Source organism: Microbacterium sp. LMI12-1-1.1 (assembly GCF_040676455.1).
Taxonomy (GTDB): Bacteria; Actinomycetota; Actinomycetes; order Actinomycetales; family Microbacteriaceae; genus Microbacterium.
Genome location: NZ_JBEGIA010000001.1, coordinates 1,136,187 through 1,150,268 on the forward strand (window position 1 = coordinate 1,136,187; position 14,082 = coordinate 1,150,268).

Annotated in this window: 15 protein-coding genes and 1 tRNA gene; 5 read left to right on the plus strand and 11 right to left on the minus strand. The window is 69.3% G+C overall.

Going from position 1 to position 14,082, the window contains the following annotated elements; genetic code table 11:
* Positions 1-3: 3 nt before the first annotated feature.
* Genes MRBLMI12_RS05470 through MRBLMI12_RS05480 form a run of 3 tightly spaced genes read right to left on the minus strand, consistent with a single transcriptional unit; the run spans position 4 to position 2,182 of the window.
* The gene (locus MRBLMI12_RS05470) at positions 4-933 is read right to left on the minus strand and encodes a PDR/VanB family oxidoreductase (RefSeq protein ID WP_363354569.1); all 930 of its coding nucleotides are present in this window, start codon (positions 931-933) and stop codon (positions 4-6) included.
* Positions 930-1,421: an MOSC domain-containing protein gene (locus tag MRBLMI12_RS05475; RefSeq protein WP_363354571.1), complete on the minus strand. Its 492-nt coding sequence runs from the start codon at positions 1,419-1,421 to the stop codon at positions 930-932. Before MRBLMI12_RS05475 ends, MRBLMI12_RS05470 begins: the two co-directional genes overlap by 4 nt.
* Positions 1,418-2,182, minus strand: a complete 765-nt coding sequence (locus MRBLMI12_RS05480; protein ID WP_363354573.1) for an alpha/beta fold hydrolase — start codon at positions 2,180-2,182, stop codon at positions 1,418-1,420. Before MRBLMI12_RS05480 ends, MRBLMI12_RS05475 begins: the two co-directional genes overlap by 4 nt.
* A gap of 31 nt (positions 2,183-2,213) precedes the next feature.
* Here MRBLMI12_RS05480 and MRBLMI12_RS05485 point away from each other — a divergent pair, with 31 nt between their 5' ends.
* From MRBLMI12_RS05485 to MRBLMI12_RS05495, 3 genes are all read left to right on the plus strand, one after another.
* Positions 2,214-2,822: a helix-turn-helix domain-containing protein gene (locus MRBLMI12_RS05485; protein WP_363354575.1), complete on the plus strand. Its 609-nt coding sequence runs from the start codon at positions 2,214-2,216 to the stop codon at positions 2,820-2,822.
* 155 nt (positions 2,823-2,977) lie between these two features.
* Complete coding sequence (locus tag MRBLMI12_RS05490; protein WP_363354577.1) at positions 2,978-4,417, plus strand: FAD-dependent monooxygenase; 1,440 nt, start codon at positions 2,978-2,980, stop codon at positions 4,415-4,417.
* 28 nt (positions 4,418-4,445) lie between these two features.
* On the plus strand, positions 4,446-4,841 hold the full coding sequence (locus MRBLMI12_RS05495; protein ID WP_363354579.1) for a RidA family protein: 396 nt from the start codon (positions 4,446-4,448) through the stop codon (positions 4,839-4,841).
* Between the two features lie 4 nt (positions 4,842-4,845).
* Here MRBLMI12_RS05495 and MRBLMI12_RS05500 read toward each other — a convergent pair whose 3' ends face one another.
* The 4 genes from MRBLMI12_RS05500 to MRBLMI12_RS05515 form a co-directional block, all read right to left on the minus strand.
* Positions 4,846-5,454, minus strand: a complete 609-nt coding sequence (locus MRBLMI12_RS05500) for a TetR/AcrR family transcriptional regulator C-terminal domain-containing protein (protein WP_363354581.1) — start codon at positions 5,452-5,454, stop codon at positions 4,846-4,848.
* A 423-nt stretch (positions 5,455-5,877) separates the two neighbouring features.
* Positions 5,878-5,950 (minus strand) — tRNA-Arg (locus MRBLMI12_RS05505).
* A 115-nt stretch (positions 5,951-6,065) separates the two neighbouring features.
* Positions 6,066-6,464, minus strand: a complete 399-nt coding sequence (locus MRBLMI12_RS05510; protein ID WP_363354583.1) for an MmcQ/YjbR family DNA-binding protein — start codon at positions 6,462-6,464, stop codon at positions 6,066-6,068.
* 32 nt (positions 6,465-6,496) lie between these two features.
* Positions 6,497-7,126: an asparagine synthase gene (locus MRBLMI12_RS05515; protein WP_363354585.1), complete on the minus strand. Its 630-nt coding sequence runs from the start codon at positions 7,124-7,126 to the stop codon at positions 6,497-6,499.
* Positions 7,127-7,228: 102 nt separating this feature from the next.
* Between MRBLMI12_RS05515 and MRBLMI12_RS05520 the strand changes: the two genes are divergently transcribed.
* Both MRBLMI12_RS05520 and MRBLMI12_RS05525 read left to right on the plus strand, forming a co-directional pair.
* A complete protein-coding gene (locus tag MRBLMI12_RS05520) occupies positions 7,229-8,077 on the plus strand; it encodes an SDR family NAD(P)-dependent oxidoreductase (protein WP_363354587.1) in 849 nt (282 codons plus the stop codon).
* A 374-nt stretch (positions 8,078-8,451) separates the two neighbouring features.
* Positions 8,452-8,652, plus strand: a complete 201-nt coding sequence (locus MRBLMI12_RS05525; RefSeq protein WP_349428724.1) for a hypothetical protein — start codon at positions 8,452-8,454, stop codon at positions 8,650-8,652.
* A gap of 124 nt (positions 8,653-8,776) precedes the next feature.
* Here the strand turns inward: MRBLMI12_RS05525 and MRBLMI12_RS05530 are convergent, their stop codons facing one another.
* From MRBLMI12_RS05530 to MRBLMI12_RS05545, 4 genes are all read right to left on the minus strand, one after another.
* Positions 8,777-9,721, minus strand: coding sequence for an aldose 1-epimerase family protein (locus MRBLMI12_RS05530; protein ID WP_363354589.1), 945 nt, complete (start codon positions 9,719-9,721; stop codon positions 8,777-8,779).
* A 221-nt stretch (positions 9,722-9,942) separates the two neighbouring features.
* Positions 9,943-11,454, minus strand: coding sequence for an L-arabinose isomerase (gene araA / locus MRBLMI12_RS05535; protein ID WP_363354591.1), 1,512 nt, complete (start codon positions 11,452-11,454; stop codon positions 9,943-9,945).
* Between the two features lie 99 nt (positions 11,455-11,553).
* On the minus strand, positions 11,554-13,167 hold the full coding sequence (locus MRBLMI12_RS05540) for a xylulokinase (protein ID WP_363354593.1): 1,614 nt from the start codon (positions 13,165-13,167) through the stop codon (positions 11,554-11,556).
* A complete protein-coding gene (locus MRBLMI12_RS05545; RefSeq protein ID WP_363354595.1) occupies positions 13,164-13,934 on the minus strand; it encodes an L-ribulose-5-phosphate 4-epimerase in 771 nt (256 codons plus the stop codon). Before MRBLMI12_RS05545 ends, MRBLMI12_RS05540 begins: the two co-directional genes overlap by 4 nt.
* Between the last annotated feature and the right edge of the window lie 148 nt (positions 13,935-14,082).

Consider the following 14,082-nt stretch of genomic DNA (forward strand, 5'->3'; position numbering starts at 1 on the left):
GTGTCAGATGAGCAGAGCGATGTCGTCTCGACCTCGGCTGACGCACGTTGCGAGCAGGCGCTGCCCGCGGTCGGCGTCGCTGAGACATCGGTCGCGATGGTCGAGGTCGCCGGATGGCGCTTCGATGACGCATGACCCACACACCCCGCCCTCGCAGGAGTAGTCGACTGGGATGCCGTCGCGCAGGAGCGCGGTCAGCAATGTCTCGTCGGCCGCGACCGACACACTCCTCCCGGTGCCGAGCAGGCGCGCGGTGAAGGGTTCACCGAGCCGCTCGCCGGGCCGGGCGGTGACAGCGAACGCTTCCGAGCGCGTTCGCTGGGGTGGATGGCCGGCGGCGTCGAGGGCGGCCATGAGGGAGGGAGGACCGCAGTGGTACAGCGCGGTGTCTGGGGTGAGTCCGGCGACGAGTGACGAAACGTCGAGACGTGTCCCCTCCGCGGACACATGCAGGTGCACCTCCAGTCCGCTCGCCTCGAGGCGGTCGAGCAGTACCGCGTCGGCGCGGCGGTTCACGGCGTAGTGCACCTCACCGTCCAGCGCGGGTGAGACGTCGTGGAGAAGGCCGATGATCGCGGTCACGCCGATGCCGCCCGCGACGAAGACGTGACGCGATGCCGTCGCGTCGAGCGACATCCCCGGCTGGGGGTAGGAGATGAACACCGGATCACCCGGCTGTGAGGCGTGGAACAGCGCCGAGCCGCCGCGTCCGGCATCCTGGCGCTGCACCGCGATCTCGTAGTCGCCGCCCCGAGAGGACACCAAGGAGTAGTCGCGCCGCACTCCCGTCGGGTGCTGGACGTGCACGTGATCGCCGCCCGCGGCCAGCGGAAACGCGCGCCGGTGAATGGGGGCGACGCGGATGGCGCGGACCCGTGGTGACAAGTCGCGGACCGCTGTGACCTGCGCGGCCATGAGGAGTCGTGTGGTCATGCCGTTGCCGGGCCGGGAAGCACAGCGTCACCCGCGCGGAGCGTCCCGCCGCGGATGATCCGACAGTTCAGGCCTGCACGACCGATCAACGGCTCGAACACCGGCTTATCGATGAGGCGCTCGAAGTAGCGGCAAGGCACGTTCAGCCGCCCGCCGTAGAGCTCCACCTCCCCGATCGTGAATCGCTCGCCCACTAGATCATTGAGGGGTACGCCCGTCGTAACGAGATTGCGACGGGTCTCGCTTCGTTCCAGCCGGATGTCGAGCTCGTTCTCGATCGCCTGCAGCACCTCGTCGGCGATGATCGTCACCTGGCGATCCTCGTGCCACATGTGAGAGTAGTGGCCTTGGCGGGTGGCATAGCGGTCCCCCTCGAGACCGATGCCCGCAATCGCCGTCGCGGTGGCGAGCTCGTGCATCTCCACACCGGCAACCTCTGCAATCCAGATACCCTCCAGGCGCCCCCTCCAGCGCGGCGACGTCGTCATCGATTCCGGCCTTTCGCTGCGGCATCCACCGCAGCGGCCAACAGCTCGGGATGCGTGACCATCGGGAGATGTGCGGTCGGGATGCCCACGACGTCATAGCCGCGTGCGCGTGCCCGCTCAGCCATCTCGACCATGAGGGGCTGCACCTCGCACCACACGTAGGTCGAGGGAACCACCCGCGCGACGGCAGCAGCGGCTGTCGAATGAGTGGCCAGCGGCATCGGGGTCATGTTCGCGGCGAGCCACGCGACGTCGTCCACATCCTCGATCCCGAGCGCCTGGGGCGGCAGGGGGGCGATCAGCCACGGTCGCTCATCATCGACGGGGACGAACGCGTCCGCTAGCCATGGGATCAGGTCGAAGGCCGATTCGCCCGCCTCAGGGAGGAACGCGTCGAGATAAATGATCCGGCCGACGCGGGTCGACGTCGCAGCCTCGCGCGCGACGATGCCGCCGTAGCTATGTCCGACGAGGACGACATCCTGCAAATCGCTCCGCTCGAGCAGGTCCACGATCGCGGCCGCATGGACGGACGGATCGATACCCGCGCTCGCCGCCGCAGAATCGCCTGCAAGCCCCGGCAAGTCGGGCGCGATGATCGTATGGCCGGAATCCCGCAGCAGCGGGACGACGCGATCCCACACCCAGCCGCCGAGCCAGGTGCCGTGGATGAGCAGGATCGTCGACATAGGGGTCCTTTCGTAGCAGCCCAGCTGGCAGCTGACGAGGCGACCGTAGCGTGCCGATCGGCACGTTGCCATGTCATTTGGCAAACATTAACATTGTTGCAACATGACTCCTCCGGATGATGCGGCGCGCGAAACGCTCGACGGCGACGAGACGGTTATTGCCCGAGCCGTGCGCGCGCGTCGCCTGATGCTAGGGCTATCGCTCGCCGCGGCGTCGCGGCTGAGCGGCATTTCGGCACCACACCTCTCCCGCATCGAGTCGGGTGACCGCGTGCCGGCCGTGACCCTGCTCATGCGATTGGCCCGCGCCTACGACGTGCCCCTCGGCGTGCTCGTCGGGGAGGCTGACGAGGCGGACCCGCGAGGCGTCACCGTGCGTCGACGCATGCCTGACGAGCGGCTCGCGGGCGCGGAGCGTTCGTTCGACATGCTCGGCTCCCACTCGCCGCACGCGCTCCTGCAGCCGATGCGCGTGACTCTGACCGAGGCGGTGTCTGGCGACCCTCAAGTGCATAACGGTGAGGAGTGGGTGCACGTCGAGTCCGGAGTGCTCGATGTCGAGATCGGCGGATCGACTGAGCGACTGGGCGCCGGCGACTCAATTCACTTCGATGCAGAGATCCCACACCGGCTAGGTCGTGTCGGAGCCGCATCGGCGGTTTTCCTCATGGTCACCTCAATCGCCGGGAGCGGTCATCACCGCAGGGGCTAACCACCCCGGGCGACGACAGGATGCGACCTCCAGTTCATGACGGGCTGGTTTCCGGATGTAACGATCCCATTGCGCATGTTCTGAAACGCCCCGCCGATGCCTATCTTGATCACTGACCAACTGACTTGGTCAACGATCAAGAAAGCCGGTAAGCAATGCATCCTGTCGTCATCGTGGGCGCGGGACCCGTGGGCCTCTGGCTCGCGGCCGAACTACGCCTGCGCGCCATTCCCGTCATCGTCCTCGAGCAACGCGAGTCGATCTCGCCGCACTCGAAGGCACTGACCATCCACCCCCGCACGATCGAGATTTTCGCGCAGCGCGGACTTGCCGAGCGTGTCCTCGCCGGCGGCCCGCGCGTGCCCACCGGGCACTTCGGGGGACTCGAGCAGCGGCTCGACTTCTCGGTTCTCGACACGGCATTCCCCTTCACCCTCCTGCAGCCCCAGGCGCGCACAGAGCAGCTGCTCGAGGACCACGCGCTCTCGCTCGGGGTTGACCTGCGTCGTGGACATCGCGTCGCCACCATCGACATCCGCGTCGATGGCGTCTCGGTGCACGTCGAGACCGTGGATGACTCCTACGCCATCGAGACCGCCTATCTCGTCGGCTGCGATGGGTCGCGCAGCACGGTGCGAAAGGCCGCAGGCATCGGATTCCCGGGCACCTCGGCCACGCTCTACGGCATGCTGGGCGACGTCATCCTGGACGCACCCCCGCAGGGTGTGGTTACCCATTCGGGGCCGACGGGACAACTGATGATCGTGCCGATGGCAGGCGGCATCCATCGCATCGTCGGGATCGACCCGGCGCGAAGCGCACCGATGGATCGCGATCTCACGTTCGAAGAGTTTCGCGAGAGCGTCGTCGCCGTCGTGGGCTCGGACTACGCCATGCACTCGCCGCAGTGGATCTCCCGGTTCGGCAATGCCGCACGACTGGCCGAACGATATCGGCTCGGTCGGGTGCAGCTGGCGGGTGATGCCGCGCACATGCATTTTCCCGCCGGCGGCGTGGGGATGAATGTCGGCATCCAGGATGCGCATGCACTGGGCTGGCGCCTCGCCGACGTTGTGGCGGGCTGGGCAGATGACAGGGTCCTCGACGACTACGCGAGCGAGCGTCGCGCAGTCGGCGCCGACCTCTTGCGCGACACTCAGGCGCAGACAGTTCTGCTGGCGGCCTTCCTGCCTGACGCCCGCGAACTGCGCGGCCTGATGAACGAACTCATCGCCGCCGACCCGCAGCTGTCCCGCCTACTCGCCCAGCGGTTGTCGGGCCTGGCGGTCGCGTATCCGGCGAAGGACGGCGCGCATTCGCTCGTGGGGCACCGCATCATCACCGAAGAGTTGGATGCTGCGACACGCGCCGGCGCCGCACTCTTGATCGTCTCGAGCGAGATCGGTGCGACGCTGGCCGCGGATGCGGCGGCCGTTGGCATCGTCACGGCGTCGCACTCCGACGGACCCACGGTCCTTGTGCGTCCGGATGGATACGTCGCCTGGGCCGCCGAATACCCCACCGAGGCGGAGATCATCGCCGCCGTGCGCTCCTTCCGCACGACTCCCACGTTCGACGTCGTCGCGTCCACCTGAACCGTCCATCCATCGAATCGAGGAAGACATGAATATCACCCGCATCGACCCCGACGGCGCTCCGTCGATCCCGCACCTCATCTCGCAGGTCGTCGCACCGAAGGACGTCGACCTCGTATTCTGCTCGGGCCAGGTCGCATGGAACGCGAGCCTGGAACTCGTCGGCGATGACCTCGGCGCTCAAACCCGGCAAGTGGCCGCGAACATCGACGTACTTCTGGCCTCCCTCGGCGTCCAGCGGTCGGCCATCGTCAAAGAGACGCTTTACATCGTCGACTGGGAGCCGAGCATGCTCTCCGTCGTGTTCGACAACCTTCGTGACGGGACCTCGCCCGTGCCAGCGAGCACCCTGATCGGTGTCGCCGCTCTCGGCATCCCCGGTGCCCTGATCGAGGTTGACGTGGTGATCGCCGTGCCCCGCTGACCGATCAAGCGACGGACAGTCCAGCCGCGTCGAGAAGCGCATCCATCGCGAAAGTGAACCGCGCGTCGAAGGAGTCGTCGACGAGGGATCCTTCCACTCGCGTCAGCACGGGGAACGACCCGGCAGCCAACGCGGCTTCCAATCGCTCGCCTGCGGACGGATCCGCGCCCTGCTCCTCCTGCACCGCCCCGAGGATGAGGTACGACATGGACCAGAACGTCCGCGTGGCGGTGACGGGGTCGGCACCACCATCGAGAAGCGCACCGATCAGCGCCTCGCCGATCGCGAGGGTGTGCTGCTCGATCGCTGATGTGCCCGCCATCAGCCGAGCCCCGTCGCGCCGCGAGAGCAACACGCGCCGATATCGCGCCGCGATCTCGGAGGCACGGGCGCGAGGAGCAGCGGGAAGCCCATCCAGCCGCACATCGGCAAGCATCCGATCGGAGAGCAGCTCAAGCAGTCGCCCCTTCGTCTTGACCTGGAACGAGACGGAGTTCAAGTGGGCGTCCATGCGACGGGCGATCGCCCGCAGGGTCAACCCGTCCAGGCCCTCCTCCGCCAGGAGAGCGGATGCCGTGTCGAGGACCTCCGCAAGATCCCGCCGCCGTGCCATCGGATGCCCCCGTTCCTGAGATGGACCACCCGATCTCTGTTGGTCATCGTACAAGCCTGCTTCCCCTCGCGACTCAGATCCCAATAGCCCTCAAGCTCTGTCGCATGGGATGGCGGTCGAATCTGGGCGTTCGTTGTCAGAGTCAAACCGAGGAGGCTTCGATCGGGGATCTCTATGGCGGAGACGGAGGGATCTTTGACGTCGGCCGCGCGATCCGGAGGCGGTCGAGCCCGCACGCGAGCCCAATCAGACGGCCACGCATGGCGCGGACGCTTTATGCCCGTCCTCGCGCCACAGCACGCCATACGCATGTGTGCACTCGCGTAGGCACCGTGGTGCCCTTCAAACGCCGACACGTACTCTAGATACACGAAAACCCGCGGAAATCCGCGGGTTTTCGATGATTACTGTCTCAACACAGTGCGCGCCCGAAGGGACTCGAACCCCTAACCTTCTGATCCGTAGTCAGATGCTCTATCCATTGAGCTACGGGCGCATGTCGTTCGCAGCAGCGCACAACGTCGTCAAGAATACCTCACGGCCACCTGCGGCGCGAATCGGCGGGAGGATGCCGGATTCCCGGGCGTGTTCACGCACTCCCGGACCGTTCTTCACAGGTCCTGGGCGTCGAGTGCGCGCAGCTGACGCTGCAGGGCGACACGACGGTACGAGGTGTCGAGGAGCTCCGCGAGCAGCTCCCAGTCGCCGGCATCCGCCTCCACACGGATGGCGAGCCAGCCGTACGCACCCTCGTAAGGCGGCACGAAGACGTCGTCTCGCTCGAGCATCGCCGGACGCTCGACGTCGTCGGGGATGAACTCCACCGCACCCGTGTCATCGTGGGCGGCACCTACGATGGCGAACTGACGTCTGCCGGCGCGGAACGTCGAACGGCCGTGGGCGAGCACCTCGGCTGCCTCGGGGTACGCCATGCACAGCCGGCGCACGCGCCCGGTCAACGGGTGCTCCGGCGGGAAGCGCATGGGATGCGGTGGAACGTCGACGGACACGGCTCGAGGGTACGCCTACGCCGCACGGATGGTCAGGAGTCGAGCTCGCTGACGTCGATGCCCGAGACACGCGGCGACGCCGCGGCGGGCTCGGCGGCGGGCGCGGCATCTGTGTCTTCCTCGTCGCGGTGGCGCTTGTGCGCGGCCAGACGCGGGATGTCGACCAGACGGATGGACTGCATGCGGGCGGCGCGCATGCGGTCGTAGTCCGGATCGAGATCGGGCCGCATGCCCTCGACGCGCAGGCGACGCTGGAGGTTGGCCTCGACGTCGCCCCACGCGGCATCACGAGACTGCTCGATGAGGGACCGCACGACGTGCGGGTCGTCGGCCATGCGCCGGAGCGCCTGCGCCACCCCGGCGTACTGCCGGCCGCGCCGGCGGAGATTGCGGGTGTCGCGATCGCGGTAGTCGTGCGTGCCGTCGGGATCGGTGAACTTGCCCCATGCCTTCTTGCGCTGGCGCCTCACGAGTGCCGCCGCCTCGTCCTGCTCGTCGGCCAACGCCGTCAGCGTCTCGCGGGCGAACGGGGTGAAGGCCACCACGTCGAACTGCTCGTCATGCGCGATCGTCTCCACCAGGATGCGGTTGCGGATCGCCAGCCGTGCTGCGGCGGACGCGATGGACACCCCTTCGGCGATCGCCTCTGCGGTCTTGCCCATCGCACCTCCCCTCAGAAGGCTAGCGTCCGAAGCGTCGTCGCGAGTCAGCGAGAATCGTAGGCACGGCTCGTCGACGGCGACGAGCGCAGCGAGAGGCAGCAGATGACGAAGACGCCACCCCTGAACGTGCGCGGACGCACCACCGTCATCACCGGCGGCGCCGCGGGGATGGGCGCCGAGGTCGCTCGCCAGCTCGCCTCGCGCGGTGCCCGCATCGCACTGCTCGACCGCAACGCCGACGGGCTCGCCGCCGTCGCCGCGGGCCTCGAAGGCGCGGGCCACACGGCGCACGTCGTCGACCTCACCGATGACGACGCAGTGGCAGCCGTCGTCGCCGCGGTCGAGGCATCCCATCCTCACGTACAGTCCCTCGTGACGTGCGCCGGGTCGTCGATGCTGGGCGACATCGATCAGCTGACGATGGCCGAGATGCGCTGGCTGATGGACGTCAACCTCTGGGGCACGGTCAACGTCACCAAGGCGCTCCTGCCGGCGCTTCGTCGCGAGCCGGCCGCCCACATCACGCACCTGGTGTCGATCTACGGACTCGCCGCCCCCGCCGGGCGCATCCCGTACGCGATGAGCAAGTTCGCAGTGCGGGGGTTTACCGAGTCGCTGCGGCACGAACTGGAGCGCTCCACGATCACCGTCGGCGCGGTCTACCCGGCCGGGGTGAAGACCGGCATCATCCTGCACGGCCGGTATGCCGCGGCGATCGATCCCGCGGTCGCCCAGCGCGCAGCCTCGGCCCAGGCCGCGATGTACCACACCGAACCCGCGGATGCCGCGGCGCGCATCGTCGAGGCGACGATCCGCCGGCGCCCCCGCACCATGATCGGGCGCGAGGCGCGGCTCGTCGACGTGCTCGCGCGCGTCATGCCGACCCGCTACTGGGCGCCGATGCGGCGGCCGCTGCGCGACGCGATCGACACCACGACGCCGCTCCGCTGACGGCGGCGGCTACGGCCGCGCTTGCGTTCTGCCGCTGCGCTTGCGTGCTGCGGCCGCGCTTGCGCCCTGCGGCTGCGCTTGCGCTCTGCGGCCGCGCTTGCGCCCTGCGGCCCGCGCTTGCGCCCTGCGGCTGCGCTTGCGCTCTGCGGCCGCGCTTGCGCCTTGCGGCCCGCGCTTGCGCCCTGCGGCTGCGCCCTGCGCCCCGTGCTTGCGCCCTGCGGCTGCGCTGCGCCCTGCGGCTGCTGTCGCCGGCGGCGGCGGCGGCGGCGGCGGCGACCCTCCGTGTATCAAGAGCCCCGCGTCTGTGCAACCCCCTGATCCGGCCGAAGGCCCCGGCGTAACGTCGATGTCATCCCTCATGAGAGGAGAGATCGATGGGATTCATGGACGACGCGAAAGAGACGGCCGAGGCCGTCGGCGAGAAGATCAAGGACGCGTGGGAAGACACCACCGATCGAGTCGGAGACAAGGTCGACGAGATGAAGGCTGATGCCGACGTCAAGAAGGCCGAAGCCGAGCGCGATTCGGTGAAGACGCGCAACGACATCAAGGAAGACCTGCGGGACAGCACCTGAACCCCCGCTCACGATGAAGGCGGAGCCGACCGGGGGGCCGGCTCCGCCTTCGTCGTGTGCGGCAGCGATCGCGGGAGCTACCGCGATCGCGCGATCAGCAAGGGCGCTGATCGCAAGACTTCGATCAGCCGATGGCGCCGATCCGCCACGACGCGGTGACGGAGGCGTCGGGCTCGACGACGAGGAGCCCCGCGTCGTAGTCGTACGACCCGGCGTTGAAGGCGTCGGGTGCGCAGGTCATCGGCTCGACCGCGAGACCCAGCCGGCTCTGCGCGGTGTCGGGCTTGTCGGCGGTGTGGACCTGCACCCATGGGCACGCGGCATCCCACGACATCTGGACACCCGAGCCACCCGCATCCGTCACCCGCACCGTGGCCGTGCCGTCGGCGTCACGGGTGAGGCCGGAGTACGCGTGATCGATCTCGGCGGAGCCGATCGGCCGCGCCGAGCGGTAGTCGAAACGCTCCGGATCCTCGGCGTCGACCGCGACGAGACCGGTCGGGATGAGGCGGTCGGGCGTGACGGCGAGCACCTGCGTCGCGGGCAGCTCGAGCGTCCACCCGTCGACGCGGCCGTCGCCGGCGACGAGGTACGGGTGCGGCCCGGTCCCCCACGGCGCCGGCTCGTCGCTCTCGTTGTGGGCAGTGACGGACTGGGTGAGCCCGTCCGGCCCGAGCGCGAAGGTCGTCGTGACGACGAGGCGCCACGGGTAGGCCGTCTGCGGCTGGATGACGGCGGCCAGGGTCACGTGGTCCGGTCCCTTGTCGATCGCCTCGAAGTCGAGCCACGTCGCCAGGCCGTGCAGCGCGTGCGAGCGCGCGGGCTCCGTGAGCGCCAGCTGGAAGTCGCGCCCGCCGAACGAGTAGCGCCCGTCGACCACGCGGTTCGGCCACGGCGCGAGGGTCGCACCGCGGTGCGCGGGACGCACCTCGTCGGCCTCGAACGGCACGACGAGGTCGCGGCCGCGATACGTGAGCGAGCGGAGCGTCGCGCCGACGCTCGCGACGACGGCTTCGTAGTCGCCGGCGCGGAGCGCGTGCTGGGTTCCTGATGCGGGGGGTCGTGCCATGAGTTTCGAATCCTCTTCAGATGCAGGGAAGTTCGCCGCAGATCACAGTACCGGGATCGCTCCCAGGCATGGTCCCTGCCGGCTTGGGGGGCAGCCCAGTCGCCCGTGGCACGTGGCGCGTGGCGACGCGGTTTGGGGCGCACCCCGCTCGTTCGGAGCGCACCGCGTGCGCCCCGAACGGACGCCATGCGCCCCAACCCCGGATGACTGGGTCCCAGGGATCAGAGACCCTGCGCGAGACGGTAGTAGGCCTGGTTCCAGCGCAGCTCGCGCTGGAAGCCGCGCGCCGTGGTGTCCTCGTCGATGACGACGAGCTCGGTCGCCGCGATCTCGGCGAAGTCCCGGAACACCTCGATGCCCACCGCGGTGGTCATGACCGTGTGGTGCGCGGCGCCGGCGGCGAGCCAGCAGGCGGCGCTGGTGGCGAAGTCCGGCGCGGGCTTCCAGACCGCGCGTCCGACGGGGAGCTTCGGCAGGTCGGGCGCATCCACGTTCTCGACGATGTTGGCAACAAGGCGGAAGCGGTCGCGCATGTCGCTCATGGCGACGACCAGCGCCGGTCCGGGGTCGGCCGTGAAGACGAGACGCACCGGGTCGTCCTTGCCGCCGATGCCGAGCGGATGCACCTCGAGGCGCGGCTTCGCCGTGGTCAGCGACGGCGAGACCTCGAGCATGTGGGCGCCGAGGATCTTCTCGTCACCGGCGACCAGGTCGTAGGTGTAGTCCTCCATCAGGCTCGCGCCGCCGGGGCGGCCCGCGCCCATGACGTTCGCGACGCGCACCAGGATGGCGGTCTTCCAGTCGCCCTCGGCGCCGAAGCCGTAGCCCTCGGCCATGAGGCGCTGCACGGCGAGACCAGGCAGCTGCTTCAGCGCGCCGAGGTCCTCGAACGAGGTCGTGAAGGCGCCGAAGCCGCCCTCCTCGAGGAAGCTCCGCAGGCCCAGCTCGATCGCCGCGCCGTCGCGCAGCGACTGGTGGCGGTCGCCGTCCGGCCGCAGCTCGGGCGCGACGTCGTACAGCTCGAGGTACTCGGCGACCAGCGCGTCGACTTCGGCGTCGGAGGCGGCATCCACCGCCTCCACCAGCTCGTTCACGCCCCACGTGTTCACCTGCACGCCGAAGCGCAGCTCGGCCTCGGTCTTGTCACCCTCGGTGACCGCGACGTAGCGCATGTTGTCGCCGAAGCGGGCGAGCTTCAGCGAGCGGGAGGCGGCCCAGCCGGCTGCCGCGCGCTGCCAGTCCTCGACCTGCTGGCGCACCGCCGGGTTCGAGACGTGACCTACCACGGTCTTGCGGGCGACGCCGAGGCGGGTCTGGATGTACCCGAACTCCCGGTCGCCGTGCGCGGCCTGGTTCAGGTTCATGAAGTCGAAGTCGATCTCGGCCCAGGGCAGCTCGACGTTGGCCTGCGTGTGCAGGTGCAGCAGCGGCTTCTGCAGTGCGTCGAGCCCCGCGATCCACATCTTCGCGGGGCTGAAGGTGTGCATCCACGCCACGACGCCGATGACGTCGTCGCGCGCGTTGACGTCGAGGGCGAGCCGGCGGATCGAGTCGGAGTCCTTGAGCACCGGCTTCCACACGACCTTGACCGGAAGGCCCGCGAGGCCCTCCGCGACGGCCTGCGACTGCGCCGCGACCTGGCGCAGCGTCTCCTCGCCGTAGAGGTTCTGGCTGCCGGTGACGAACCAGATCTCATAGGCGTCGAGCGAGGTGGACAGGGGCGTGCGGGTCATGAGATTTTCCTTTCGCGAGAACCGGTCGTTGAGCGAGCGAGGAACGAGCGAGACGAAACGCAGTGAGAGGCTCGGAGCGTTTCGTCTCGCTTCGCTCGCTCAACGACCGGTGAGTGACGTGACGGCGGCGGCCTCGACGGCCAGGCCCGCGCGGTAGCGGTCGAGATAGGCGGCGAAGCCCGCGACATCGGCGGGGTCGGGTTCAGCGGTCGCGATCGCCGTGTTCGCGAAGACCCGGTCGTCGAGATACGCGGCGAGGCTCAGCTCGCCGGCGTGCGGGAGGTAGGCGGCGAGCACGGCGATGCCCCACGCCCCGCCCTCCGAGGCCGTGTCGCCGACCGACACCGGAGCGCCGAGCGCACCGGCGAGGAAGCGCTGCGCGACCCCGGCGGTGCGGAACATGCCGCCATGGGCGAACATGCGGTCGAGGCCGACCCCTTCGTCGTCGAGCACGCGCATGCCGAGCGCGAGCGTGCCGAAGACGCCATAGAGCTGGGCGCGCATGGCGTTCGCGAGCGTGAAGCGGCTGTCGGGCGTGCGCACGAACAGTGGGCGACCCTCCGAGAGGCCGGCGATCGGCTCGCCGGCCAGGTGGTTGTAGGCGAGCAGCCCACCGGCATCCGCCTCGCCCTCGAGCGCCTCGCGGAACAGGGTCTCGTATACGGCGTCGTCGGCGAGCGGCGTCCCCGACGCGGCGGCGAACCGGGCGAACATGCCCGCCCAGGCGGCGAGCTCGCTCGCGCCGTTGTTGCAGTGGACCATCGCCACCGCGTCGCCGGACGGTGTCGCGACGAGGTCGAGCTCGTGGTGGACGCGTTCGAGCGGCCGCTCGAGGACGACCATCGCGAAGATGCTCGTGCCTGCGCTGACGTTGCCGGTCCGCGGTGCGACGGCGTTGGTCGCGACCATGCCCGTGCCCGCGTCACCTTCGGGAGCACAGAACGGGATGCCGGGGCGCAGCGCGCCGGTCGGGTCGAGGAGCGCGGCGCCCTCCTCCGTCAACGCGCCGGCGGGAGCACCGGCGGCGAGCACGCGGGGCAGCAGGTCGGCGACATGGCCGACGGTGAGCCTTCCGGCAGCCGGTCCCTGAGCCTGTCGAAGGGCGTCGTAGCGCGCGAGCATCCCGGCGTCGTAGTCGCCCGTGGCGGAGTCGATCGGGAACATCCCCGACGCGTCGCCGACGCCGAGCACCTTCTCCCCCGTCAGGCGCTGGTGGACGAAGCCGGCGAGCGTCGTGACGAAGCGGATGTCGGGGACGTGCGTCTCGGCATCCACCACCGCCTGATGCAGGTGGGCGATCGACCAGCGCAGCGGGATGTTCACGCCGAACGCATCGGTGAGCTCCGCCGCCGCGGGTCCGGTGTTCGTGTTGCGCCACGTGCGGAACGGCACGAGCAGTGTGCCCGCCTCGTCGAAGGCGAGGTAGCCGTGCATCATCGCCGAGACGCCGATCGCGCCGAACGTCTCGGGCGCGACGCCGTGGCGCTGGTGCGCGTCGGAGACGAGATCGGCGTACGCGGCCTGGAGCCCCGACCACACGTCGTCGAGCGAGTAGGTCCACAGACCCGACTCGTAGCGGTTCTCCCACGCGTGCGAGCCCACGGCGAGCACGTTCGCCGGATCGTCGGCGTCCACAAGGCATGCCTTGATGCGGGTCGAGCCCAGTTCGATGCCGAGCGCCGTGCGCCCTGCCAGGATCGCGTCGGCGCTCATCGGCCCGCCTCTTCCGCGCGCTCGTCGGCGCCGTCACGACGCTCGTCGGACGACTGGCCGTAGACGTTCTGGTAGCGGTCGAAGAGGCGGTCGATCGCGTCCTGCGGAATGGGGATCAGGGGGCCGGCCTCACGCGCGTAGTGCACGGTGCGGGCGACGTCCTCGACCATGACCGCGGCCTTGACGGCGTCCTTCGCCGACACCCCGATCGTGAAGGGGCCGTGGTTCTGCATGAGCACGGCGCGGGAGCGATGGCCCGTCAACGTCTCGACGACTCCGCGGCCGATCGAGTCGTCTCCGATGATCGCGAACGGACCGATGGGGATCGGCCCGCCGAACTCGTCGGCCATGGCCGTGATGACGCACGGGATCTCTTCGCCGCGCGCGGCCCAGGCGACGGCGAACGTCGAGTGCGTGTGCACCACGCCGCCGACGTCGGGCATGTGGCGGTACACGTAGGCATGCGCCGCCGTGTCGCTGGAGGGGCTGCGGTCGCTGCCCGGCGTGCCGGGGACGACGTTGCCGTCGAGATCGCACAGGATCATGTTCTCGGGGGCGAGGTCGTCGTATGAGACGCCCGACGGCTTGATGACGAAGAGGTCGGCGCCGGGAACGCGCCCCGACACGTTGCCCCCGGTCCAGACCACGAGTCCGTAGCGCACGAGTTCGCCGTGGAGTTTCGCGACATCGACGCGGATGGCGGCGATGGATGCCTCGACCTCGGGTGTGAACGCGGGTGCCTGCGTCGTCGGCTCGGGGCTGGTCACGGGGTCCTCCGTCGGGTCTCGTGCGGGTCGCGCGGCTCGCTCGGTCGCGCGCATCGATGTTACCGGTAACAACAGATGGCGCAAGTGGTCGCGCGTACCCAACTCAGGATCAACCGGCCCGGCGCGCCACCCCGCCCCGGAATCACGC

Bases quoted from the DNA above. Each gene is read 5' to 3' on its own strand.
- MRBLMI12_RS05470 (WP_363354569.1), bottom strand. From the start codon at position 933: ATGACCACACGACTCCTCATGGCCGCGCAGGTCACAGCGGTCCGCGAC.
- MRBLMI12_RS05475 (WP_363354571.1), bottom strand. From the start codon at position 1,421: ATGACGACGTCGCCGCGCTGGAGGGGGCGCCTGGAGGGTATCTGGATT.
- MRBLMI12_RS05480 (WP_363354573.1), bottom strand. From the start codon at position 2,182: ATGGCAACGTGCCGATCGGCACGCTACGGTCGCCTCGTCAGCTGCCAG.
- MRBLMI12_RS05485 (WP_363354575.1), top strand. From the start codon at position 2,214: ATGACTCCTCCGGATGATGCGGCGCGCGAAACGCTCGACGGCGACGAG.
- MRBLMI12_RS05490 (WP_363354577.1), top strand. From the start codon at position 2,978: ATGCATCCTGTCGTCATCGTGGGCGCGGGACCCGTGGGCCTCTGGCTC.
- MRBLMI12_RS05495 (WP_363354579.1), top strand. From the start codon at position 4,446: ATGAATATCACCCGCATCGACCCCGACGGCGCTCCGTCGATCCCGCAC.
- MRBLMI12_RS05500 (WP_363354581.1), bottom strand. From the start codon at position 5,454: ATGGCACGGCGGCGGGATCTTGCGGAGGTCCTCGACACGGCATCCGCT.
- MRBLMI12_RS05515 (WP_363354585.1), bottom strand. From the start codon at position 7,126: ATGGGCAAGACCGCAGAGGCGATCGCCGAAGGGGTGTCCATCGCGTCC.
- MRBLMI12_RS05520 (WP_363354587.1), top strand. From the start codon at position 7,229: ATGACGAAGACGCCACCCCTGAACGTGCGCGGACGCACCACCGTCATC.
- MRBLMI12_RS05525 (WP_349428724.1), top strand. From the start codon at position 8,452: ATGGGATTCATGGACGACGCGAAAGAGACGGCCGAGGCCGTCGGCGAG.
- MRBLMI12_RS05530 (WP_363354589.1), bottom strand. From the start codon at position 9,721: ATGGCACGACCCCCCGCATCAGGAACCCAGCACGCGCTCCGCGCCGGC.
- araA (WP_363354591.1), bottom strand. From the start codon at position 11,454: ATGACCCGCACGCCCCTGTCCACCTCGCTCGACGCCTATGAGATCTGG.
- MRBLMI12_RS05540 (WP_363354593.1), bottom strand. From the start codon at position 13,167: ATGAGCGCCGACGCGATCCTGGCAGGGCGCACGGCGCTCGGCATCGAA.